This is a genomic window from Alkaliphilus flagellatus, assembly GCF_018919215.1.
Classification (GTDB): Bacteria; Bacillota; Clostridia; order Peptostreptococcales; family Natronincolaceae; genus Alkaliphilus_B; species Alkaliphilus_B flagellatus.
On the sequence record NZ_JAHLQK010000005.1, the window covers coordinates 228,037 to 252,605 of the forward strand.

At 29.8% G+C, this 24,569-nt stretch carries 27 protein-coding genes; 2 read left to right on the forward strand and 25 right to left on the reverse strand.

From position 1 onward, the window contains the following. Positions 1–62: 62 nt before the first annotated feature. On the reverse strand, positions 63–1,475 hold the full coding sequence (gene miaB, locus KQI88_RS13830) for a tRNA (N6-isopentenyl adenosine(37)-C2)-methylthiotransferase MiaB (RefSeq protein ID WP_216418277.1): 1,413 nt from the start codon (positions 1,473–1,475) through the stop codon (positions 63–65). Between the two features lie 50 nt (positions 1,476–1,525). Further along, on the reverse strand, positions 1,526–2,608 hold the full coding sequence (locus tag KQI88_RS13835; protein WP_216418279.1) for an HD-GYP domain-containing protein: 1,083 nt from the start codon (positions 2,606–2,608) through the stop codon (positions 1,526–1,528). 332 nt (positions 2,609–2,940) lie between these two features. On the opposite strand from KQI88_RS13835, the gene KQI88_RS13840 reads away from it, so the two are divergent. After that, positions 2,941–4,137, forward strand: coding sequence for a pyridoxal phosphate-dependent aminotransferase (locus KQI88_RS13840; RefSeq protein ID WP_216418281.1), 1,197 nt, complete (start codon positions 2,941–2,943; stop codon positions 4,135–4,137). 90 nt (positions 4,138–4,227) lie between these two features. Here KQI88_RS13840 and KQI88_RS13845 read toward each other — a convergent pair whose 3' ends face one another. The 19 genes from KQI88_RS13845 to surE all read right to left on the reverse strand — a co-directional run bounded on the left by KQI88_RS13845 (position 4,228) and on the right by surE (position 20,013). Then, a complete protein-coding gene (locus tag KQI88_RS13845; RefSeq protein ID WP_216418283.1) occupies positions 4,228–4,839 on the reverse strand; it encodes a helix-turn-helix domain-containing protein in 612 nt (203 codons plus the stop codon). A 182-nt stretch (positions 4,840–5,021) separates the two neighbouring features. Beyond that, positions 5,022–6,017, reverse strand: a complete 996-nt coding sequence (locus KQI88_RS13850) for a M42 family metallopeptidase (protein ID WP_216418285.1) — start codon at positions 6,015–6,017, stop codon at positions 5,022–5,024. Next, the gene (locus tag KQI88_RS13855) at positions 6,017–7,039 is read right to left on the reverse strand and encodes a M42 family metallopeptidase (RefSeq protein WP_216418287.1); all 1,023 of its coding nucleotides are present in this window, start codon (positions 7,037–7,039) and stop codon (positions 6,017–6,019) included. Before KQI88_RS13855 ends, KQI88_RS13850 begins: the two co-directional genes overlap by 1 nt. After that, positions 7,030–8,082, reverse strand: a complete 1,053-nt coding sequence (locus tag KQI88_RS13860) for a M42 family metallopeptidase (protein WP_216418288.1) — start codon at positions 8,080–8,082, stop codon at positions 7,030–7,032. Before KQI88_RS13860 ends, KQI88_RS13855 begins: the two co-directional genes overlap by 10 nt. 110 nt (positions 8,083–8,192) lie before the next feature. Then, complete coding sequence (locus tag KQI88_RS13865; RefSeq protein ID WP_216418290.1) at positions 8,193–8,975, reverse strand: CheR family methyltransferase; 783 nt, start codon at positions 8,973–8,975, stop codon at positions 8,193–8,195. A 94-nt stretch (positions 8,976–9,069) separates the two neighbouring features. Beyond that, positions 9,070–10,218 carry a 30S ribosomal protein S1 gene (rpsA, locus tag KQI88_RS13870; protein ID WP_216418293.1) on the reverse strand — a complete coding sequence of 383 codons (1,149 nt, stop codon included), beginning with the start codon at positions 10,216–10,218 and terminating at the stop codon, positions 9,070–9,072. A 24-nt stretch (positions 10,219–10,242) separates the two neighbouring features. Further along, a complete protein-coding gene (locus KQI88_RS13875) occupies positions 10,243–11,088 on the reverse strand; it encodes a 4-hydroxy-3-methylbut-2-enyl diphosphate reductase (protein ID WP_216418295.1) in 846 nt (281 codons plus the stop codon). 109 nt (positions 11,089–11,197) lie between these two features. Further along, positions 11,198–11,776 carry a lysophospholipid acyltransferase family protein gene (locus tag KQI88_RS13880; RefSeq protein ID WP_246579320.1) on the reverse strand — a complete coding sequence of 193 codons (579 nt, stop codon included), beginning with the start codon at positions 11,774–11,776 and terminating at the stop codon, positions 11,198–11,200. A gap of 7 nt (positions 11,777–11,783) precedes the next feature. Beyond that, complete coding sequence (gene cmk / locus KQI88_RS13885; protein WP_216418299.1) at positions 11,784–12,437, reverse strand: (d)CMP kinase; 654 nt, start codon at positions 12,435–12,437, stop codon at positions 11,784–11,786. Between the two features lie 42 nt (positions 12,438–12,479). Further along, entirely contained in the window at positions 12,480–12,848 is a 369-nt protein-coding gene (gene aroH / locus KQI88_RS13890; RefSeq protein WP_216418300.1) for a chorismate mutase, read from the reverse strand. A 66-nt stretch (positions 12,849–12,914) separates the two neighbouring features. Next, on the reverse strand, positions 12,915–13,367 hold the full coding sequence (locus KQI88_RS13895) for a hypothetical protein (protein WP_216418302.1): 453 nt from the start codon (positions 13,365–13,367) through the stop codon (positions 12,915–12,917). A gap of 34 nt (positions 13,368–13,401) precedes the next feature. Further along, positions 13,402–14,631: a BaiN/RdsA family NAD(P)/FAD-dependent oxidoreductase gene (locus KQI88_RS13900; protein WP_216418304.1), complete on the reverse strand. Its 1,230-nt coding sequence runs from the start codon at positions 14,629–14,631 to the stop codon at positions 13,402–13,404. Between the two features lie 6 nt (positions 14,632–14,637). Continuing rightward, positions 14,638–15,267, reverse strand: coding sequence for a histidine phosphatase family protein (locus tag KQI88_RS13905; protein ID WP_246579308.1), 630 nt, complete (start codon positions 15,265–15,267; stop codon positions 14,638–14,640). A 191-nt stretch (positions 15,268–15,458) separates the two neighbouring features. After that, entirely contained in the window at positions 15,459–16,334 is an 876-nt protein-coding gene (locus KQI88_RS13910; protein ID WP_216418306.1) for a MurR/RpiR family transcriptional regulator, read from the reverse strand. A gap of 23 nt (positions 16,335–16,357) precedes the next feature. Then, positions 16,358–16,891 carry a 2-oxoacid:acceptor oxidoreductase family protein gene (locus KQI88_RS13915; protein ID WP_216418308.1) on the reverse strand — a complete coding sequence of 178 codons (534 nt, stop codon included), beginning with the start codon at positions 16,889–16,891 and terminating at the stop codon, positions 16,358–16,360. Between the two features lies 1 nt (position 16,892). Next, complete coding sequence (locus KQI88_RS13920; protein ID WP_216418310.1) at positions 16,893–17,714, reverse strand: 2-oxoacid:ferredoxin oxidoreductase subunit beta; 822 nt, start codon at positions 17,712–17,714, stop codon at positions 16,893–16,895. Position 17,715: 1 nt separating this feature from the next. Then, on the reverse strand, positions 17,716–18,855 hold the full coding sequence (locus KQI88_RS13925) for a 2-oxoacid:acceptor oxidoreductase subunit alpha (protein ID WP_216418312.1): 1,140 nt from the start codon (positions 18,853–18,855) through the stop codon (positions 17,716–17,718). After that, positions 18,845–19,060: a 4Fe-4S binding protein gene (locus KQI88_RS13930; protein WP_212377983.1), complete on the reverse strand. Its 216-nt coding sequence runs from the start codon at positions 19,058–19,060 to the stop codon at positions 18,845–18,847. Before KQI88_RS13930 ends, KQI88_RS13925 begins: the two co-directional genes overlap by 11 nt. Positions 19,061–19,248: 188 nt before the next feature. Then, on the reverse strand, positions 19,249–20,013 hold the full coding sequence (surE, locus tag KQI88_RS13935; RefSeq protein ID WP_216418315.1) for a 5'/3'-nucleotidase SurE: 765 nt from the start codon (positions 20,011–20,013) through the stop codon (positions 19,249–19,251). A gap of 177 nt (positions 20,014–20,190) precedes the next feature. Here surE and KQI88_RS13940 point away from each other — a divergent pair, with 177 nt between their 5' ends. Further along, on the forward strand, positions 20,191–20,832 hold the full coding sequence (locus KQI88_RS13940; protein ID WP_216418316.1) for a hypothetical protein: 642 nt from the start codon (positions 20,191–20,193) through the stop codon (positions 20,830–20,832). Positions 20,833–20,995: 163 nt separating this feature from the next. Here KQI88_RS13940 and KQI88_RS13945 read toward each other — a convergent pair whose 3' ends face one another. From KQI88_RS13945 to KQI88_RS13960, 4 genes are all read right to left on the reverse strand, one after another. Beyond that, complete coding sequence (locus KQI88_RS13945) at positions 20,996–22,393, reverse strand: oxaloacetate decarboxylase subunit alpha (protein ID WP_216418318.1); 1,398 nt, start codon at positions 22,391–22,393, stop codon at positions 20,996–20,998. A 106-nt stretch (positions 22,394–22,499) separates the two neighbouring features. Continuing rightward, positions 22,500–23,072, reverse strand: coding sequence for a class I SAM-dependent methyltransferase (locus tag KQI88_RS13950; RefSeq protein WP_216418320.1), 573 nt, complete (start codon positions 23,070–23,072; stop codon positions 22,500–22,502). 82 nt (positions 23,073–23,154) lie between these two features. After that, positions 23,155–23,646: a GNAT family N-acetyltransferase gene (locus KQI88_RS13955; RefSeq protein WP_216418323.1), complete on the reverse strand. Its 492-nt coding sequence runs from the start codon at positions 23,644–23,646 to the stop codon at positions 23,155–23,157. Positions 23,647–23,834: 188 nt separating this feature from the next. After that, complete coding sequence (locus KQI88_RS13960) at positions 23,835–24,539, reverse strand: pseudouridine synthase (protein WP_216418325.1); 705 nt, start codon at positions 24,537–24,539, stop codon at positions 23,835–23,837. Between the last annotated feature and the right edge of the window lie 30 nt (positions 24,540–24,569).

Here is a 24,569-nt window from a genome sequence, read left to right on the forward strand (position 1 = left end):
AATATTATACAACAATTAAAATAGAATGCTAATAGCATTCTATTTTAATTGTCTGCATTCATTTATTCGATAACTTCTCCATTTAAAGAAAATGTTCTAGGTTCTATAATTTTTACATTAACTAACTTTCCAATTAAAGTTTCATCGCCATCAAAATTAACCAATTTATTCTCTCTTGTTCTACCCATTAGTCTAGTTGCATCGGTCTTACTTGGTCCTTCAACTAGTACTTCTACAACCTTATTTAAATAGCTTTGATTAATCTCTGCACTTATTTCATTTACTTTATCAACTAGACGATTGAACCTTTCTTGTTTTGTTTTTTCATCTATTTGTTCCTCCATCTTTGCCGCTGGAGTGCCTTCACGAATAGAGTATAAAAAGGTAAACGCAGAATCATATCTAGCTTCTTCCACTATATCAAGTGTGTGCTGGAAATCTTCCTCGCTTTCTCCAGGAAAACCAACAATAATATCTGTAGTTAATCCAATATTAGGCATTTTATCTTTTAATTTTTTAATTAAACTTAGGTATCTTTCTTTTGTGTAATTTCTGTTCATAATCTTTAAAATACGGTCACTTCCTGATTGAAATGGTAGATGGAAGTGTTCACAAACCTTATCACAATCTGCCATTGCATCGATTAATCTATCTGATAAATCTTTAGGATGTGAAGTCATAAATCTAATACGCTCAATCCCATCAATCTTATTCAACTCTCTTAGTAAATCAGCAAAATCAGTACTTTTATCTAGTGTTTTTCCATATGAGTTTACATTTTGTCCAAGTAGGGTAATTTCTTTTGTACCATTTTTAGCAAGGTCGGTTGCTTCCATTACTATATCTTCAACCTCCCTACTTCTTTCTCTTCCTCTAGTATATGGAACTATGCAATAGGTACAGAAATTATTGCATCCATACATAATATTAATAAATGCTTTTAATCCATATTTACGATTAGCTGGTAATCCTTCTACTATATCTCCTTCTTGGTCCCATACTTCAATAAACATACCTTCAGATTCCATAGATTTTAACAAAAGCTCCGGAAATCTAAATAAGTTATGGGTTCCAAAAACTAAATCAACATGTTTATATTTCTTTTTTATTTCCTTTACTACCTGAGGTTGTTGCATCATACAACCACATACAGCTATAGTAAGATCATCTCTTCTTTTTTTAAGATTCTTTAATGCCCCTAAATTTCCATATACTTTTAATTCTGCATTTTCTCTTACGCAACAAGTATTATATATAATTAAGTTTGCTTCTTCTTTGTTAGTTGTAGCTGTATAACCCATTTTTTCAAGCATTCCTGATAGAGTTTCTGAATCGTGCTCATTCATTTGACAACCATAAGTAGTAATAATATATTTCTTATTTTTACCACTATTATATATTTTAAGTTCTTCAACAATATCTTGTTGTTTTTTTATTTCTTCTGGTGAAACAGTTATTTTTTCTCTTTTGCTCATTTTTATCCTCCTGCAATTACATTTTATTTTACAATACCTATAGTATATAATTATATATTATATACTATATCTTCAACAACTATAGTATTTTCCTTAGTTAAATCAATAATATATTCAGAACAAATTTTTCCTTTTTCTTTAATTATTTTAACAGTTGGTCGCAATGGGAAATCTAAATTTACATTCTCAACTATACCTATAACATCATTGCTTAATTTTATAAAAGTACCTATGGGATATGGTACAACTTTCTTTACAAAGGCCTGGACCAAGTTAAAATCAAATAACCTCCCACATCCACCCATAATATATTCTAAAGCCTCATGTACTGGAATTGCTTTTCTATAGATTCTATCAGAAGTTAATCCATCATATACATCGGCAATGGATACAATTTTAGAAAATAAATTAATTTCCTTATCTTTTAATTTGTATGGATATCCTGTTCCATCTACCTTTTCATGGTGCTGTAATGATATTATTCTAGACCTAGCATTTATGTTTAACTCATCTTTCATGTAATTAAACCCTCTTAAGCTATGCTCTTGTACGATATTAAATTCATCTATAGTTAATGCACCAGGCTTTTTTAATAAATTTTCTGGTATAAACATTTTACCTATGTCATGAAGAAGAGCCCCTAATGCTAAATCATAAAGATCATTTTTATTTAAACCATAAGATATACCAATAACTAAAGATAAAATAGCCACATTTACTGAATGAGAATAGGTGTAATTATCTAAATTTCTAATATCTACCAATTGAATCATTATACTTTTTTCAGCGAACATTTCATCCACTATGCCATCTATCATATTTTTCAAATCAGTAACTGTGTCATTAAGCCGTTTTTGTGAGTTTATACCGTTTTCCTGAGCTATAGCACTATAGATTTTCTTTATAGAAACAATTGCTTTCTGTCTAATCTCCGGTTTAATCACATCATTTATAACCTCTTCATCTTTATTATCATTTATATATAGATATAAAAATCCAGCTTCTTTTATTTTAAAAATTAATCTATTATTTAACATAACTCCTTTAGACAAGAGAATTTGTCCATTATCATTAAATAAAGGCTGTGCCAAAAAATTTCCTTCTCTTGCATATTCAATAGGTACTAGTCTCAATTAATTATCCCCCTAAGTTTCTAATTCCTATAAACCTATTTATAATACAACAACTATATACTATTTTATAACAACTTTAATTAACTATACATAATTATACATTAATAATTTCTATATTTAAAGCTTTATCCTATCTTTTGGATAAACTTTAATAAGTCATTTATAATGAAATTTGCTTGTTTTTCTGTATATAACATGAATTTGCATATAAAAAACTTTAAACTTAAATAATTATATATTTTCAAAAAATTATGTATGTTACTAATTTCTAATTTGTGCTATTATAGTATTGTAGATTAATTTAAAAATAGTTATACAGGAGGTATTTAAGAATGATTTTATCAAAACGAATCACTGCAATGCAAGAATCTCCAATTAGAAAACTTGTACCATTTGCACAGGCTGCAAAAGCGCAAGGCAAAAAAGTATATCACTTAAATATTGGACAGCCTGACATTGAAACTCCAAGTTCATTTATGGAAGCAGTAAAAAATTTCGATGAAAAAGTTTTATCTTATGCTCTATCCCAAGGTTCTCCAGAATTAATTGATGGAATAAGACAATACTATGCAAAACATGGTATGAACTTTGAAAATGATGAAATCTTAATTACTAACGGAGGTTCAGAAGCAATTTTATTTGCAATTATAGCAATAGCAGATCCAGGAGACGAAATATTAGTGCCAGAACCTTTCTATACAAATTATAATGGATTTAGCTCAGCTGTAAATGTAAATGTATCTCCTATTACATGTAAAGCTGAAGATGGTTTCCACTTACCAAGCAAAAAAGCTATTGAAGAAGTTATTAATACAAAAACAAAAGCTATCTTATTATCTAATCCTGGTAATCCTACAGGTGTAGTATATACAAAAGAAGAAATTCAAATGTTGGCTCAATTAGCAAAGGAATATAACTTATTCATTATAGCTGATGAGGTATACAGAGAGTTCGTATATGATGGACTTGAATTTACAAGCTTTGGTGAAATTAAGGAGATTGAAGATAGAGTTATTATAGTAGATAGTATTTCTAAACGTTATAGTGCTTGTGGTGCTAGAATTGGTTCAATTGCAAGTAAAAACAAAGAATTAATGAAACAAATACTTAAATTATGTCAAGGAAGACTTTGTGTACCAACTCTCGAACAAGTAGGTGCTGTTGAGCTATACAAAACTTCAGATACATATTTTAATGCTGTTAATCAGGAATACGATAAGCGTAGAAAAATTGTATATGAAGCATTACAAACTATGCCTGGTGTATTATGTAAAAAGCCTACAGGAGCTTTCTATGTAGTAGCAAAACTACCTGTAGATGATGCTGAAAAATTTGTTGTTTGGCTATTAAGTGAATTCGATGTTAATGGTGAAACTGTAATGATGGCTCCAGCAGAAGGTTTCTATGCTACCCCTGGACTAGGAAAAGATGAAGCTAGAATAGCTTATATATTAAACGAAGATGATTTAACAAAAGCAATGGAAATCTTAAAAATTGCTCTTGAAAAATATCCAAATAAAACAATCTAATTAAACTGACATAATTCTTATATTATAAATATTAAAGCCCAGCTTAGCTGGGCTTTAATATTTATAATATACAAACTAAAGTATTCGCAATTATGTAGCACTTTTTATTTTTAATATTCTTTGAAATATGGATGTTTTTTGGTACTCTTGCCTTTTTAACTTATCCTTTAATTCTGCTATTTCATATGATTTTTCTTTTACTTTTAATTTTAACTTAGCATTTTCACAAATTAATACGTCTTTATCTTTATTTTTCTCTTCATTATTTAATTGCTGTGTTAGTTCTTCAATTTTTTGTTTTAATTCATTTATCTCATTTTTATAGTTATATTTTTCTAAAGTTGTCAATATTTCATTTTTAAACTGCACAGTAATATTATCAGTACTTTTTAATACATTTGTTAAATTACATGAATCATCTAATATACTAACAGCTACATCATTACTAAAATCGATTTCATTTTCTATGTTTTCTTTGCTTTGTAATATCTCCTTTATTTGTTTATTACTAGATCCACCACTTTGTAGCTCTTTGATATATAATAACTGATCTATCTCCCTATTTGTAAAATATCTCCTATTATTATCTTCCCTAGGTATATTCAGATTAAATTCTTTTTCATAAAAACGAATTACATGAGGTTTAAATCCTGTACGATCTGATACCTCACTTATTGAATAAGTGCTTTTATTATTAATCATTAGTTTCCACCTCCGATTAATATTTTCAATAAAAGAATAGCAATTTCCTTTTAATTTATATAAGAATCGTTAAACAAATTACATCAATATTATATAAAATTTTATATAATATTGTAATTAAAGTCGAAATATAAAAGAAATATACATAATTATAATAATGTATATTTCTTTTGTATAATATATTAAATTTCTTCTTCTAGTATTCTTAATGATAACTCAACCGCATTTGATACATCGATTAATGATACCATTTCACAATCACTATGAATATATCTTGAAGGAATTGATAATACACCTGAAGGAACTCCGGCCCTAGTTAAATGAATTGCTCCAGAGTCTGTACCACCAAATTCTAACACTTCTAATTGATATGGTATTGAATTTTTTTCAGCTTGTTCAATCATTAGATTCTTTACCTTAGGATGGCATAAAATAGAATTATCTTTAATTTTAACTGCAGGACCATCACCTAATTTAACAGCCATAGGCTTAGACTTTGGTGTATCACCAGTAGCTGTAACGTCATAAGATATTGCAATATCTGGCTCTATAGCATAACCTGCCGTCTTAGCTCCTCTAGTTCCTACTTCCTCTTGCACCGTGAAAACAAAATAAATATCATTTTCAGAAGCTTTAAGTGACTTTAAGATTTCAATCATAATAAAACAGCCTATACGATCATCTAATGCTGGTGCAATAATATTTTTATCATCCATAATTACTTCACTATAGTACACGCATATATCTCCTATAGAAATCTTTTCTTCCGCTTCTTCCTTTGATGAAGCCCCTATGTCTATAAACAGTTTATCTAAGGTTAAATCCTTCAAACTATCTATTTTTTCACATCCTACTACACCAATGGTACCATTTTCAAATATAACTCTTTGGGAAAAGGTAACTGCTGGAGATATTCCACCAACATTAGTAAATCTAATAAATCCTTTATCGTCAATATATGTAACCATAAGTCCTATTTGGTCCATATGTCCAGCTAAAAGAACTTTTTTACCTTGTCCTTTTTTTCTTACAATAAGGTTCCCAAGAGGATCGGTATAAACTTCATCTGCATAATCTTTAACTTCTTCTTTAATTAATTCACAAACTCTAGTTTCATTTCCGGATGGAGAATAAGTAGCTACTATTCTTTTTAATAAATCTAAATTCAAATTTCTCATTACAATAATCCCCTTTCGCTAATTCTATCAACGAATTTAAATAAAAGATTTTTACAATTATAGTAATCATCTTTGCTTAATACAGACACAGGTGAGTGTATATACCTACAAGGAACTGCTAAGGATACACATGGTGTTCCTCCTTTTGCTGTATGAAATTTTCCTGCATCATTTCCACCAAATGATGACCTTCGGTATTGCCAAGGAATTTCGGATTCTGTAGCAGTTTTAACCAACATATCTACGAACTTTCTATTGTATATTGAAGTTCTGTCCATCAATGATATGGCTGGACCTTTATCTAGCTCTGTCACTTGCAAGTGAGGGTCTATACTTGGTATATCAGAACAAGTTGTACCTTCCAAAACAATTGCAAGATCAATATCAATTTGATTAGCTACTACTTCCGCACCCCTAAGCCCTACTTCCTCTTGTACTGAAAATACCCCTGTAATACTAAGCGGCGTTTCACTTTTTAATAATTCTATTAATATTGCACATCCTACTCTATTATCTAATGCTTTCGCTTTAATACGATTTCTACCAAATTCAACATATTCACTATAGAAGGCAATATAATCTCCCATCTGTACTAACTTTTCTGTTTCAGCCTTAGTTTTACATCCGATATCTATATATAATTCATTTATAGATATTGCTTGCTTTCTTTCATCCGGTTTTTGCATATGAATTGCCTTGGCACCAATAACTCCATTAATTTTATTCTTACCAATAATAACTTGTTTGGATACTAATACTCTGGCATCCATACCTCCAATTGGTGCAAACTTAATCAAACCACTATCATCAATACCTTTGACTATAAAGCCTACCTCATCCATATGGGCTGCTACAGCAACATTAATATCCTCTCTTTTACCTTTCTTATAAGCAATTATATTACCCATTGTATCAATTTTAATATTATCAACATAGTTTTTGATTTCATCAATTATAACCTCTCGAATTTCTTTTTCATTTCCAGAAACACCCAAAGCATCAGTTAATCTTTTTAATAACATAATAATTCCTCCATATCAATTTCATTCAAACTTACAATAAAATTGGCAAGTAGTTTTCCTGTTTTTTTAATGTCAGATAAACTGAGAGTTTCTACAGATGTGTGCATATATCTTAATGGAATAGATAATACTCCTGTAGCAATGCCTGATCGGCTTACTTGCATTGGCCAAGCATCTGTACCAGAGTGTCCTGGAGCTACTTCAATTTGATAATCAATATAATCTTGAATCGCAACCTGTTTTATTTTATCAAATATGTTTGGATGGATATTTGGACCGACAGTAATAGCAGGACCATTGCCCATTTCAATTGTTTCATATTGACTTAGTTCAGGTGTTTTACCAAATCCAACATCAACAGCTATCCCTATATCAGGATTAATTGAGTAAGCTGATGTAGTTGCACCTCTTGTTCCGACTTCTTCTTGAACAGTAGCAACAAAGTAGATGTCAACCTCATGGTTACAATGCTGCAATTCTTTTAAACATACTAACAGTGAGGCAATACCAGCCCTATCATCCATTGCCTTGCCTGCTACCCAATCATTCTGTAGAGTTATCATACTCCTTTTAATTGTGATTACATCTCCAATCTTAACCCTAGATGTAAGTTCATTCTTTGTAAATCCTGTATCAATCGCTAGGTCATCTATGCTTAAAGCTTTCTGTCTTTCTTCTTCATTTGTTATATGTGGAGGTTTAGCCCCTATTATCCCATAAGTCTTTTTCTTACCATGAATAATCACTTCTTGACATAGAAGTGTCCTTTGGTCTACTCCCCCAATATTAGTAAATTGTATGAATCCATTATCATCAATATTCTTTACCATTAGACCTATCTCATCTACATGAGCAGCTAACATAATCTTTTTATTGTCAACTCCTCTGCCCTTTTTTAATCCAATAATGTTTCCTAAAGGGTCTTCTATAATTTCGTCACAATACTTTTGAAAGTGCTCTTTAACTATTTGAGCTGCCTCTTGTTCATATCCAGAAACTCCAGAAGCTTCTGATATTTGTTTTAATATTTTTTCTAAATTCATAAGTGTCCTCCTTTCCATTTTTAACCCACTATACTATTATACCACTTGTTAATTTAAAAATAATATAGATACATATTATTTTTTGAAAATTCTATACTTAACTTCGAAAATTATATATTTAGCTTAGCCTTTTTATAAAAAAATGTTTTCAATGGAGTTAAGTTGTACCTATTTGGTAAAATTATTTGTTCAGTACTACCTACAAATAAAACTCCTTCATTACTTAGTGAGTCATGAAAATTTTTATACATATCATTTTTAGCTTCTTCAGTAAAATAAATCATCACATTTCTACATAAAATTAAATCACATTGTTTTGGATATTCATCTTCAAGCAAATTGAATTGCTTAAAAGTTACTTGTTTTTTTATTTCTTCTTTTATTTTATATTCCTCGTTATGTTTCTCAAAAAATGAATTTATAAACTCTTTAGGTAAGTTTTCTAAACTTTTAGCAGAATAAATGCCTTTGTTAGCTTTGCTAATTGCTCCTTCATCAATATCTGTAGCTAATACACTAATTTGACTAAGAGGAAAAAACTTAGAAAGTAACATTACTAATGAGTATGGTTCTTCTCCAGTAGAGCAAGCAGAACTCCAAATCTTTAACTTAGATTTATTTTTTAGTAAATGAGGTATTACTGTACTTTCTAATACTTCCCATTGTTGAGGATTACGATAAAATTCTGATACATTTATAGTTAAGTAATTAATAAATTCATCTAACAATTTTAAATCTTTATTTATAGCATTAAAATAAGAATCATAAGAGGTAAAATTATTACGTGTAATTAAAGACTCTATCCTGCGTTTCATTTGACGTTCCTTATAACTACTTAAGTTTATTCCTGTTTTTTTATAAACTTTATCTTTGAAAATTTCATACCCTTCCATAAAATTTCCCCCTTAAATTTAAATAAAAAATAGTACCTTATTATAAAAGTTATTTACTCAAGTATATCATAAAAAATAAAGAGTCAAAGACTCTTTATTTTTTATGATCATTTTCTAAAATTTCTCCAATTGTTGTTGTATTGTTAGCATCAATATATTCGATTTCTTCTGTTTCATTTTCTTCATCAACTGCTGTAATACTTAGGCTAATACGTTTTTCATCTGGTTTAATATCTAATACTTTCACATTGATTTTTTGGCCAATATGAAGTTCTTCTGATGGCTTTGAAATATGTTTTTCACTAATTTGCGAAATATGAACTAATCCATCTAATCCCAATTCTAATTCAACAAAGGCACCAAAATCTACTAGTCTAACAACTTTTCCCTCAACTACACTTCCTATAGGGTATTTTTCTAATGCAGCTTCCCATGGTTGTTGCTGTGTTTGTTTTAATCCCAAAGCCACTTTTCCCTTTTCTTTTTCAAAATCTAACACTTCTACCTCTATAATATCTCCAACCTTTACTACCTCTGTTGGATGCTTTATTCTACCCCAAGATAACTCTGAAATATGGATAAGACCGTCAACTCCACCAATATCTACAAATGCACCAAAATCAGTAATACGTTTAACTTCTCCTTTAATGCGTGTACCTTTCTCTAGATTAGAGAATAATTCTAGTTTTTTGTTTTTGTTTTCTTCTTCTAGTACAAGTTTTCTTGATAAAACTACTTTGTTTTTCCTACGATCGATTTCAATTACTTTAGTATTAAAATTTTTACCTTCAAAGGACTTTAGATCATCTACATAACGATCAGATAACTGACTTGCTGGTATAAAGCATCGAATACCACGAGCTACAGCTACCACTCCACCTCTTACTGCCTCAATTATCTTTGTTTCAACTAAGGACTGAGCATCTTTTATTTTTTCTAAATCATCCCATCCTTTTACCATATCTACTCTTTTTTTAGATAATAGAACATTACCTTCTCCATCGTCTAGACTTAATACATAAACCTTAATTTCATCTCCTTCTTTTGCTACTTCAATAGGATTTATCGTTGTATCATTTGATATCTCATTCTTTGGTATAATTCCATCTGATTTATATCCTACATTTACTATAATTTCATTATGAGTAACATTAATTACTTTACCTGTAACAATTTCTCCTCTTCGTAGTCTTACCATCGTTTTTTCTATTTCTTCCATTAAATTTTGCATATCGTTAGTCATATTAAGACCTCCTAAAATAAGTTATTATAAACTATTAATTTTCTCTATTACTTCATCAATAATCCATTTAGGAGTGGATGCACCTGCTGTAACACCTACAGTTTCATATCCTCCTAGTAAATTAATTGGTAATTCACTTGCTGTTTCAATATGAAAAGTTGTATTTGGTTTTTCTTCCTTACAAATTTCTACAAGTTTTTGGGTGTTAGAACTATGGTATCCACCTACTACTATCATTACATCCACTTCTTTAGCTAGATCTCTAGCAGATTCTTGTCTATCTCTAGTAGCAGAACAAATGGTATTAAACTTTACAACATCAATAGCCTTCTTTTCTAGTATATCAGTAAGTTTAAGGTACAGAGACGTAGACATAGTTGTTTGAACAACTATACACATCTTATCTAAAAAAGGAATTTTTTCAATGTCATCTTCTGTTTTTACAACATAAGCTTCATTATTACACCATCCATTAATTCCTACTACCTCTGGATGATCAGGATTCCCTATAATAACAATATTATATCCCTTTTCCTTATATTCTTTGACGATATTTTGAATTTTTCTAACAAAGGGACAAGTTGCATCAACTAGGTTTATTTTTTTTTCATAAGCTATATCATATATATTTTTAGAAACCCCATGAGAACGAATAATTACAGTACCATCTGAGACTTCATTCAGATGGCCAATTACCTTTATTCCATCATTTTCTAATTTATTTACAGCTTGTTGGTTATGAATAAGAGGTCCTAGTGTATAAATATCTCTTTTAATATTACTATTATTATTCACCTCATCGAAAGCAGTATGTATAGCTTTTTCTACACCAAAGCAAAAGCCAGAATGATTTGCCACAATTACTTTCATTATTATCCTCCTGTGGATTTTATAATGTAAAATTAAATACATAACTTTATAAAATTTCTACATAATATATGAAAATCCTTCTTTAATAATCAGTATTTCCACATTTTTTTTAATTCATTAATTTTTTTATATGCTCTAACACACTTTGACTTAATTGTTGGTATTCTTCAATAGAAATTTTTTGATCATAATAATCTGAAAAATCTATTGGCTTATCAATTATTATCTTTATTTTACTAAAAGGTTTATAATTTCCTATAATAGCAACAGGAATAATAGAACTTTGTGACTTAATTGCTATCATAGCAAGACCAGGCTTAGCCTCCAGCATTTCACCAGTTTTACTTCTAGTGCCCTCTGGAAATATTCCAAATACCTCTTCATTCTTTAAAATTTTTAATGCAGTTTTGATGGCACTAATATCAGCACCACCTCTCTTCACGGGAAACACTCCTAATTTATTTAAAATTAAAGCAAAAATCTTATTTGAAAACAGTTCTTCCTTTGCCATATAATTAATCTTTCTTGGTAAACAAGTTCCAATAAAAACTGGATCTAATAAATTAAAGTGATTTGAACAAACGATAGATTTGCCTTCCATGGGTATATTTTCTTTACCTTGAATTTCAACTCTATAAATTAATGAGAGTATGAATCTAATCGAATTTTTTACTACTTTGTAAAACATCACTTCATTATTCCCCCCTTAGAAGATCTATTATTTTTTCTACAACATCATCTATCGATAAGCCTGTTGTATCAATAACAATAGCATCTTCTGCTTTAACCAATGGCGCAGACTTTCTTTCACTATCAATTTTATCCCTATTTATGATATCTTTTTTTATTTCATTAAAGCTTATATCATTACACTTTCCTTTGAGCTCAGTATATCTTCTAGTAGCTCGTTCTTCAACAGATGCAGTTAAAAAAATTTTCAATCTAGCATTAGGCAATACATGGGTTCCTATATCTCTACCATCCATTATTACATCTTGATCTAATGCAATTTTTCTCTGTAAATTAACTAAAATTAGTCTTACTTCTCTAATTTTAGCTACATAAGAAACATTTTTATTTACTTCAATACTTCTAATTTCTTCATTAACTTTCTGATTATCTAGGTAAATATTTTCTTGAAAAAATTTTATATCACTTTCTCTGGCTAATTTAATTATTTCCTCCTCATTATAAATATCTACATTATTAACTAAAACTTTATAAGTAAGAGCTCTGTACATTGCACCTGTATCTATGTACGTTATATCTAAGCATTTAGCTATTTTTTTTGCAATTGTACTTTTACCTGCCCCAGCAGGTCCATCTATTGCAATTTGAATATATTCCATATAATACCTCCTTAGAATAGATTTAACCACCAGTTATGGTGGTTATTTCAAACAAAGATCAGGTCTTAAATTTTTAGCCTCTCTTAAATACACATGAACCATATCCTCTTTTTCTTTATCAGTATGTATGTATATTAGCACCCGAATGCATTTCTCTAAGCTATTAACTATGTCCTTTTCTTCAAAGTTTAAAATGGGAGTGTTTCTCCAGTTAAAATGACTTCTGATAATAGTAGAAGGATATTGCTGATTCAAGTCTTTAGTTGCTGTAAATATAATACTTATAACGTCGTTTTCATTAATTGAGTTTAAATTAATGATTTCTTTCATCATTTCATATGTAGCATCTTCTATTTGTTGAGCCGTATTTTCTTCAACCGTTATGGCTCCTCTAATACCTCTTATATTCATATGTATCCCTCACTTTAACCTACCTAAAGAAATTATACATCAAATTATAATATTCCTCAAGTATATCTACATCCTTATTATAGCTAAAGTGCTTATATTTTTTTTCACAACTACTTTCCTATTGCTTAAGTAATCAATAATATTTGAAGATATATCTTTTATACTAACTATAATATCATCATTATACATAGAACCATTTATCTGTACAATATCCCTATCAGTAACATTTATTGTTACTTCATTATTTTCACCGAACTTATCAACTAATTCGCCATTCACAATTATCTCTAACAATGGGTATACTTCATTTGATTCGATTGTAAGAGTTAGGGTTCCACTTGGAAATAAAATACTTTCGAAGTCATGGACGGCTTTAGTTTCAGAATGCTGCACTATTATGTAATCTCTACATATTCTTAAAATATTAAGTCCTATTAATAAAAAGATCATAAACATAACAATAATAGCAATACAGTTGTCTATTCTAAAGTAATGTACGTTGTTTCTTCGATCATTCATTAATCACATCCCTCCTTAATAATTTATATATATACTATACATTTATTCCCGCAACATAGCCTGTAGAAAAAGCAATTTGCAAATTATATCCTCCTGTAAGAGCATCAATATCTATTACTTCACCAGCAAAATATAATCCCTTCATAAGTTTAGATTCCATTGTTTTACTATCAATTTCTTTAACTGAAATCCCGCCAGATGTAACAATTGCTTCTTTTATATGTCTAAATCCATTTGTTGTTAATGTTAAAGACTTTATTGTATTTATAATCTTATTTCTATCCTTTTTTGATAATTGACCTAACTTAATATACTCATCGATATTTAATAAATCTAGTAATTTACTACAAAGATTTTTAGGTAACAAATCTGTTAAAACTGTTTTAACTAACTTACTTCCATTAAATTGAGATTCTTGATGGAAAATTTGTTCTAATTCTTCTTGGTTATAATTAGGTAGTAGGTCTAGATGTATTGTGGATTCTAATATTTCAGAGTATTGGCTTAAATATGCACTGTGCTCTAATACCGCTGGACCAGATATACCATAATGAGTGAATAACAAATCGCCTTTAGAAGATATTTTCTTTTTATTGCTAATTTTAGTTGTTATCTTAACAGAATTTAAAGAGATTCCCATTAAATCCTTTATCCACTTTTCCTTAATATTAATTGGTACTAAACTCGGTCTAATCTTAACAATATTATGTTCTAAATCACTTGCAAAACGATATCCATCACCCGTACTACCTAGGTGAGGATAGGACATTCCCCCAGTTGAAATTACAACCCCATCACATCTTATAATATTGTTATCCTGTAATCTAACACCACTAACCTTATTATCAGAAACTAAAACTTCCTTTACTTCGCAATTCATCTTTAAAATAACTTCATTATTATTTAGTACTTTTGAAAATACATTAATAATATCATCTGATTTATCACTAACAGGGAAAACTTTTCCCTTATGTTCAACTTTTAGTTTACAACCGTTACTTTCAATAAAGTTAATTAAATTTATGTTGCTAAATTTATTTAAGCTATTATATAAAAACTTTCCGTTACTTAAGGTTTTTTCAATTATTTCATTAATACTACAGTTATTTGTAATATTACATCTTCCACCACCAGTTATTCTTAATTTTCTACCAATGTGATCATTTTTATCAATTAAAACTACTTCTTTATTATGCTCTGCTGCTGATATAGCTGCCATAATTCCCGCTGGTCCCGCACCAATTACAACTACCTTCTTCTTCATTTAATTTCACCTTTCTATAATTATGTCCAGATGGCATGTATCATTATACTTTAATAATACGGGACCATGATGTCTAAATTCTATTAAGTTAATTGCACAATTATCCTGTTTTAGCTTATAATAGTGCATTAGATCCATAGAAAGAAGATGAAGTAAAAGTAACCGTATTGTTGTACCATGGCTAACTATTAAAAATGTATTATTATTAGATTTTATAATCCTATCGTTGACAAACTCAACCATACGTTTTTGAGCAATTTCTATGGTTTCACCCTTTGGTATCTTTGCAATATGAGGTTCTTTCCTCCAAGATTTAAAGTCTTCTGGGTAATTTTGTTCAATTTCCGCATGGGTTAGTCCTTCCCACTCCCCAAAACTCATTTCCATTAATCTATTATCTAGTATACAATCAAGATTTTGCATATTAGCAATAATTTGCGCTGTTGAGTATGCGCGTTTTAATGGACTACAATAAATTGCATCTAGTTGTACTTTGCTCAATCCTTGTCCCAAAAGTTCCGCTTGCTCTAGACCAAGAGGAGTTAAATTAGAATCCTTATTGCCTTGAGTTCTTCCTTCCAAATTCCATGATGTTTGTCCATGTCTAACTAAATATAACCTTTTAATTTTAATCAACTCCTTATTAATTAGTTTGTATATAGTATTTTAACAAATAACAAATTAAATTAGTACATAATCCATAAAATAAATATTTATACTTTTAAATTTCACATTTATAACATATATAAATATATTTTCTTAAACTATAATAAACAAAGCGATCTTACGGATCGCTTTGTTTATTCAAAGGAAATTATTTGTTAATTTTAGCTTTGATTTTTTCTCTCATAAACATTATACTTTTCCCAAATTCCTTCCAACTTGTTAAAATACTCAGTTATTTCATCTTTCTCTCGCATTCCAACAGCAACAATTAGTGCATTTATTAAACTTAAAGGAGCTACTAAAGAATCAACAAAAGAAGCCATATTACTTTTTGCAGTTAAAGGATAATCTGCTATACTCGCAAGTGGAGACAGTAGACTATCAGTAATTCCTACAATTGTTGCTCCTTGTTCCTTTGCATAGGTTAATGCATCAACAGTTTGGATAGAATATCTAGGGAATCCAATACCGATAACCAAATCTCGTTCGGATATTCTTAACATCTGCTCAAAAATATTGCTAATACCATAACTAACTATTTTTACATTATCCAAAATTAAATTTAAATAGAAACCAAAATAATCAGCTAGTGCGGTGGAACTTCTTAAACCAACTATATATATTTTTTCAGCACTACATATCTTATCTATTACTTGTTGAAAAACATCATAATCTATTTTTTCTAAAGTAGTTCTAATATTATCCATATCAGATTTTAATACTTTTTTTAATATTGCTCCTTCATTTGAATATTCACTTGCCATTTCAACACGTTGGACAGTTGTTAGTTTTGTTTTTATAATCTCTTCTAACCCCTTCTGAAGCTGTGGATAACCCTCAAATCCTAGAGCATTAGCAAATCTAACAACAGTTGATTCACTTACTCCAACTTTGTTAGCCAGTTTAGATGCTGTCATAAATGCAGCTTTATCATAGTTCTCAATAATGTATTGAGCAATTAGCTTTTGTCCTTTACTTAATTTAGGAAACTTTTTTTGTATTTGGTTAATTAAGTCTCTTTTACTTTCATCTATCATAGTTAATCATCCTATTTTTTATTTTATCCTTTAATCAAATTATAGCCTTCCATCAAAGCATCCCTGTTTAATTGTTCCGTTCCCTTGGGAACTCTTTTTAATACCGAAGCTTCTAAAGAATTTTTAGATACAACATCTGTTATTGCCTGAATCGCTCCTAATGCAATTATGTTAGCGACCATAGGCTTTTTTATTTTTTCAATAGCAGTATTTAGTATTGGAATTTTAATTATATTAAAAGGTAGATCATCAAGTAATTCAATACTAGAATCTATAACTAATATACCACCTTCCTTAAGAGTATCTATATATTTATCACAAGAAACTTGAGTTAGTGACAACAAAAGATCTGCTTGTTCCACCTTTGGATAATCTATTTCATCATTGCTAATAATAACTTCGGCTTTACTAGCTCCTCCTCTTGCTTCAGGGCCATATGACTGAGATTGGATAGCATTCTTTCCATCAAGTATTGCAGCCTCAGCTAAAATAATTCCACCTAGAATTAAACCTTGACCCCCTGATCCACTAAGTCTTATTTCTTTTTGCCCCTCCATATTATCTCTCCTTTTTAAATTTATCAATAATTTTTCCATATTCCTCTGTATACTCAGGTTCTATAGCACTTTTAAACTCGCCAATTAGTAGCTTGCCTTTTTGTTTGTCTAAAGGTAATTTTTCTGCAACCTTTACATCTATAGTTGAATCCCTAAGCTCACTTAACATATCTACAGAAGACCCTTTTTTATTTTTACGTCCATAATAGGTTGGGCAAACACTTATAGCATCAACTACAGAAAAACCTTTATTCTCAATAGCTTTTTCGATTAGTTTAATAAGTTGATTAGCATGGTATGCAGTTCCACGAGCTACATATGTTGCTCCAGCGGCATCAACCAATTTACAAATATCAAATGGTTTATCTATATTGCCGAACGGAGCAGTAGTTCCATAGGCTTGGTTAGGAGTAGTCGGAGAGTATTGCCCTCCTGTCATACCATAAATATTATTATTAAAAACAATAGTGGTAATACCAATATTTCTTCTACTAGCATGTATTAAGTGGTTTCCTCCAATAGCTGAGCAGTCACCATCTCCAGTTATTACAATAACCTCTAGCTCTGGATTCGCCAATTTAATACCTGTTGCAAAGGCTAATGCTCTACCATGGGTAGTGTGAAGCGTATTAAAATCCATATAACCAGTAGCTCTTGAGGAACAACCTATACCAGATACTATACACACATTATCTTTATCTAATTTTAGGTTATCTATAGCTTTAGCCAAAGCTCGCATAATAATTCCATGTCCACAACCTGGACACCAGATATGCGGTAATCTATCCATCCTAAAATTATTATAAATTAACTCACTAGCCATATTATAAGACCTCCCTAATTTTTGTCAGTATTTCTTCAGGAGTTATTGCTTCACCAGTTACCTTGCATAAACTATAAATAGTACTTTGTCCTGATACAATTCTTTCCACTTCTAAACAATATTGACCTAAATTCAGTTCAGGAACTAATATTTTATCTACCTTTTTACTTATTTCTTTAATTTGTTTCTCTGGAGCTGGCCATATTGTTATAGGTTTAAACAATCCTACTTTGTAGCCTAATTTCCTTGCCTGTTTTACTGCGCTTCTTGCAGATCTGTATGTACCGCCATAAGCTAACACGACAATCTCAGCGTCATCCATATATTCTTCATCATACATAACAATATCATCTACATTGTCACTAACCTTATTTATAATTCTTCTAAGTAACTTATCTGATGTTCCAGCGTTATTAGTTGGAAATCCAAATTCATCATGCATTAAACCGGTCACATGAAATTTAAATCCTTCACCAAAAGCAGCCATTCTTGGAACAATTTCATTTTCCTTTACTTTATAAGCTCTATAATCAGAGTCTCCTTTTTCTGGTTTTAATCTATTATATATTTCAATATCTTCTATATTAGGTATTTCTATTTTTTCTCTCATATGTCCTACTATTTCATCAAGCATTAACAATACTGGCGTTCTGTATTTTTCTGCTAAGTTAAAGGCTTTAATCGTTAAGTCATAAGTTTCTCTTACAGAGGTTGGACTTAAAGCGATTACTGGATGATCTCCATGGGTTCCCCATTTAGCTTGCATAATATCTCCTTGTGCAGGAGCAGTTGGTAATCCTGTACTTGGACCATATCTTTGAACATTTACGATAACACATGGTATTTCTGTTAATGCCGCATATCCCATATTCTCTTGTTTAAGTGAAAATCCTGGTCCACTAGTTGCTGTCATAGATTTTAATCCAGCTAAAGATCCTCCAATCGTTGCTGCCATTCCAGCTATTTCATCTTCCATTTGAATAAACTTACCTCCTACTAGAGGTAATTTCTGTGCACATATTTCTGCAATTTCAGTAGATGGAGTAATAGGATAACCTGCGTAAAAGCGCATTCCGGCTGTAAGTGCTCCCTCAACACAAGCCTCGTTTCCTTGCATTAATTTAATTACTCTATTTTTCATTACCTACCACCTCCAAATAAATAGCATAGTCTGGACATCTTAATTCACATTGACCGCATTTAATACAGCTATCTATATCCTTTATGTTAATTTTGTCGTTTTTTATATCAAGTACATTTTTAGGGCAAAAATTAACACAAATTTCACACCCTTTACACCATTCCGTTTTGATTTTTAACTCTTTATTTACTTTGTTATTTTCCACGCCTCTCTCTCCCTTTCGACAAAGTGACTTTCTAACAATTCTTACTAATCAAATCATATCAGATTTAACTGAGTATTGCAATTTTTATTTCATCTTTCTAAAAGTTTTTTATGTTTTGCAAGATTAAATTCATTTTTTGCATTTCTACTTAATTAAAATAAAAAATAGCCTAGTTTAAATTAACTAGACTATATATGAAAGTCCCATTTTTTCAGTTCTTCGAAGTGTTTGAAGTGTGTTAAATCAAAATGTATTGGTGTAATAGAAATATAATTTTTATTAATTGCTGCAATATCACTTTCCACATCCTGCTTAATATCTCTTACCGTGCCTGAAATCCAATAATATGAGTTTCCCCAAGGATCTTTTCTTTCAATAAATGCATTGTCATATCTTCTTGTACCTAATGTAGTTATTTTAACACCTTTTATTTCACTTTTAGGTTTAGCTGGATAATTAACATTAATAATAATGTTATGCAGACTACTACTTTCAATCATTTTTTTAAATATTGATGAAATAAATTGTGCCGCATCATCAAATTGGTTTGACTCATAACTTCCCATTGAAACTGCAATTGATGGAATATCTAAAATAGCTGATTCTACAGCTGCTGAAACAGTACCAGAGTATATTACATCGGTTCCTAAATTAGGTCCATTATTAATCCCTGAAATAACTAAATCTGGTTTTTGAGTTTTGCATAACACTTCTACTCCTATTTTTACACAGTCTGCTGGTGTCCCATTTACCGAATAAGCTTCGATTTCTGTATTAAAAAATTTCACTTTCTTAACTGTTAATGGACTATGCATAGTGATTGCATGTCCACTAGCACTTCTTTCACTATCTGGAGCAACTACAACTACTTCCCCATTAGATTGCATATGCTTTGCTAGTTTATATATACCTTCTGCAAAAATACCGTCGTCATTAGTAACTAAAATACGCATATATTTTCTTATTCCTCCCTATAATTTATTTATTTGTTTACAACCTTTTTTATCAGTAGTACATAATATGTTACACATATATTTAAATAGTTATAAGCATAATAAAAATATCATTTAATTTATAATGTTGTTATTAACATAAATTTTAAAAATATATTGATTGCTTGAGGTGATATTTTGATTCAAATAGATGATGCAGGAAGTGGCAGTTTACTTGGTGGTACAGTAATTGGCATAACAAGGGTAGAAACAAAAGAATATGCATTCGATATTATACCCTTAAAATATTATCGAAATAGTTTCTTTGAAAATAAAGAATATATTAACCACGTAGTTACAATAGTAAAAAAACTTTTTAATGATTTAAATGTTACTCACAAAGAAAAAATTGAAGTTTGTAGAGGCTATATGTTTGATAAATTAAAAATATGGTTAGAAAACAATAACTATAGTTATGTATGTACACAAATAAATGATCCATTACAAAGTCTTGTGGAGACAACATTTGAAAATTATACAATTGATTTAGGTCTACCACGAAACTTTATTACATATACAAAGTATCCATTTCACTTTCATCGTATATTAAAATGGGTATATGCAGATTATGAAAATCGTAGTTTGCTTTGTAAAACAGGTTGGAAAAGTTGGCAAAAATACGGTAATCTACCCATTGAAATCACTGAAGAAAAAGTAAAAAATATTAATTTAATATGTTTTAAATGCAATAAACCTATACAGCAAAACTCTGTTGCAAAAGTAAAAAAATATCATAGTGATCGACCAAACAAAGTATTTTTGCATAGTAATTGCATATAAGAAAATTTTCTTTTAGAAAATCTACCGGTTGAACTTTTTAGAATTTATATGGCATTCATCCTCTACAATATAATATAGAGTAGAGAATGAATGCCATAGTTGTTATAAAAGACTGCTATTTTGTAGGAGCTTTTATATGTATATTTCTTTAATATGTTTTATTTTACACTGGATGAGTCTTTGCTTCCTCGTCGTACAAAGTAGTTTCTATTTTATATTTCTTAGCCCATCTCTCTTTAAAAAAGCTCTCCGCAATCTGTGGAAATAGTGCGTAAGAAAGCACATCTTCTTCTTGTTCACTGTATTCTTTCATTTCTTCTTTAAGAATTTCTAGTTGAGGTTGTATAAGATCAGCTGGTCGACAGGTGATGACCTCCTCATTACCAATAATTTTTTCTTTAATATCATCTTTAATAGGTACTGTTGTTTGTCCATATAGACCTTTAACATAATCTTTTATTTCTTTAGGAACCATTTTATATCTCTCACCAGTAATAACATTAAATACCGCCTGTGTACCTACCATCTGACTCATAGGAGTTACCAATGGAGGGTATCCTAGCTCTTCCCTAACCCTTGGTACTTCTTGAAGTACTTCTTCAAATTTATCTAACTTATTTTGAGATTTTAACTGCGATATTAAGTTGGATAACATTCCACCAGGAACTTGATATACTAATGTTTTTGCATCTACACCTAAAACCTTAGGATCGATTAAACCTGACTTTAAGTATTGTTCTTTTATAGGTCTAAAGTATTCTGCAACTTCATTAAGTAGTTCCAAATCTAAACCAGTGTCATACTTAGTATCTTTAAACGCTGCTACTAAAGGCTCAGTTGGTGGCTGAGATGTTCCTAATGCTAATGGAGAAATTGCTGTATCAACTACATCGATACCTGCTTCTATAGCCTTTAAATATGTCATTGATGCAATTCCACTAGTATAATGAGTATGTATTTGAAGTGGAATATTAACTGTCTTTTTTAATTCTGTAACTAATTCAAATGCTGCATAAGGCGTTAAAATTCCTGACATATCCTTAATACAAATAGAACTAGCTCCTAAACTTTCCATATCCTTTGCTTTATTTACATAATATTCTATATTATGTGCTGGACTAATAGTATAAGATAGAGCACATTGTGCATGTCCACCTTCTTCTAGTGTTGCCTTGACTGCTGTTTCTAAGTTTCTAATATCGTTTAAAGCATCAAAGATTCGTATAATATCAATTCCATTATAAATCGATTTTTTAACAAATTCTGATACAACATCATCAGCATAATGTTTATATCCCAATAAATTTTGACCTCTTAAAAGCATTTGAAGTTTTGTATTTTTAACAACCTTCCTTATACTACGTAATCTTTCCCAAGGATCTTCATTTAAAAATCTCAAACTAGCATCAAATGTAGCTCCCCCCCACATTTCTAGTGAATGATAGCCTACTTGGTCTAGCTTTTTAGCAATAGGAAGCATTTCCTCTGTCTTCATTCTTGTTGCAAATAAAGATTGATGTGCATCTCTTAACACTGTTTCTGTAATTTTTAACTTAGTCATCCTTTCCCCTCCTATATCTAATATATAATGCTAAAATAACATAATATTTAATGATATAAAATTATCAATCTCAGCCATATTATTCTATATCAAACTCAAAAACCCTTTATTTGTTTTTTTCAATAAAAATAATAATTGGCGGATTATTGTCATGATTAGTATAGTTACATTGCATTACAGTAACATCTTCTTGAGATAGTTTTTGTAAAAAATTCAACACCTCATCCTTCTCTTCTTTACCTCCATCATGCCCGTAGTATATGATTATAGATATAATCCCTCCAGGCTTAAGTATACTTAATATAGATAAAATACTTTTAATAGTAGAGCTAGCTTTTGTTATAATGGAATGATCTCCCTTAGGCAAATATCCCAGATTAAACATTGCTGCATTCACAGTACCCATTATATATTTATCTATATTTTCATGACTATCATTAATAAGTTTAATGTTATAACTATCTAATTTATTGCTACTAACTTTATTTTTAGTACTTTCCAATGCTACTGATTGTATATCGAAAGCAAAAACCATTCCTTTTAAGCCAACAAGTTTAGCTAAAAATAATGTATCATTTCCATTACCCATAGTTGCATCAATTACTACATTTCCTTCTTTAATTTTTTCTCTTAATATATATTGTACAAAAGATGTCGCCCTTTTAATTGAATTTAACATAATAATTCCTTTCTTGTATATATCTTATAGTATTTAATACCCACTTGTTTAGCTATTATGCATAATAAGTCATCTACTCATCTTATACTTTTAGATTATGTGAATTTAATTCACTTCCCTTACATTTTTGTTTAAAAAATTCTTCAATATTGCATATATAATATTCATGTAAATCCTCTTTTTCAAAGTGACTTTTAATTTGGTATGGTAATTTGCTGTAGTCTATTTGTTCTATACCTCTATTTATTAAAAACTTATCTAAATTTGTATGACTTTTTATAATAGTCCAAACAAAAAAATTAATACGTAAATAGTGAAATACTGCTCTTAATAATGCATCTCCTAAACCATTATTTCTTTCTTGGGGTAGAATATATATTTCATTGACTTGAGCAGTTGAAATGCTTGAAAATAAAATAACTGAAGCATGTCCTAAAAGTTTTTTCCCATCAGTCACAGCAAAAAATTCTATTCTGTTATTACTATTATATTGTTTTTCTAAACTAATATCTATTTCAGCATAGGTTATTAAGTCATAAACATCACTAGTATTAATTCTTCTAATAGTTATCATATTAAATTTTCTACCTTTCTAATTTGTTCTTAAAAAAATATTACTATCTTAAAATATAGTTCGTGCAAAGGAAACTTTTATATAGAAAGATATATTAAATTTGCCTTTGCACGAATTATCTCTGATATGAGGTTAAAATTACACCCTGGTTTAATTACTTGTCTTGTTAATCAAATAATATAATAAAACTAAAGTTGTTTTAAATAGTCAATTTCTCTTTCAGTAAAGTATCTCCAATTTCCTACTTCTAAGTTTCCAAGATGTATTCTTCCCATCTTAATTCTTTTTAACTCTAACACCGGATGACCTATTGTGTCACACATTTTTCTAACTTGACGATTTCTTCCTTCTCGAATTGTTACTTCAACAACACAATTACCGTTTAGCTCTTTTAATATCTTTATTTTTGAGGGTGCCGTAATATAATTTTCAATTTTTAATCCATTCTCAAAAGCATTTAATTCATCTTTAGTAGGAACACCTTTAATTTTTGCAACATATACTTTTTCAACTTTAAACTTTGGATGAGTTAATCTAAAAGTTAGCTCGCCATCATTCGTTAATATAAGTAATCCTGAAGTATTATAATCTAGCCGTCCAACCGGGAATATGCGATAAGGTACATCGACTAAATCAGTAACTTTTTTTCTATTGAATTGTTCTGCTACTGTAGTTACATATCCTATAGGCTTGTTCAGCATAATATAAACCTTACGCTCCTCTAAAACTACATTTCTATCATCTACAAATACATGATCAATATCTGGATTTACCTTAAATCCCATCTCAGTAATTATATTACCATTAACCTTTACTCTACCACTAATAATTAGTTCTTCACTTTTTCTTCTGGATGCAACACCACATGTGGCCAAAAATTTCTGTAGTCTCATCTATTTCACCCCATCTTTTGTCTGCTAATT